The sequence below is a fragment of the Pseudomonas sp. 30_B genome, from assembly GCF_017491605.1.
Taxonomy (GTDB): domain Bacteria; phylum Pseudomonadota; class Gammaproteobacteria; order Pseudomonadales; family Pseudomonadaceae; genus Pseudomonas.
In genome coordinates, this window is the sequence record NZ_JAFGYY010000382.1 from 1 (window position 1) to 438 (window position 438).

Genomic DNA, 438 nt, shown 5'->3' on the forward strand with positions numbered 1-438 from the left:
GCGCTACGGCGTCGTCGAGTTCGACGGCGAATTCCGCGCGCTGTCGATCGAGGAGAAGCCCGCGAAGCCGCGCTCGAACTACGCGGTGACGGGGCTGTACTTCTACGACAACCAGGTGTGCGACATCGCGGCGGACATCAAGCCGTCCGCGCGCGGCGAGCTGGAGATCACGGACGTGAATTCCCGCTATCTCGCCGCGGGTTTGCTCGACGTCGAGATCATGGGCCGCGGCTACGCGTGGCTCGATACCGGCACGCACGATTCGCTGATCGAGGCGGCGACGTTCATCGCGACGCTGCAAAAGCGCCAGGGGCTCGTCGTCGCGTGTCCGGAGGAGATCGCGTATCGGCGGCAGTGGATCGACGCGGAACAACTGCTCAAGCTCGCACAGCCTTTGTCGAAAAATGGCTATGGCCAGTACCTGAAAAACATTCTTAC

1 protein-coding gene is annotated in these 438 nt (G+C 63.0%); it reads left to right on the forward strand.

Annotated features, from left to right (window positions below):
* The coding region (locus J5M67_RS28765; RefSeq protein ID WP_243434943.1) for a sugar phosphate nucleotidyltransferase at window positions 1-438 on the forward strand (438 nt) is incomplete at both ends.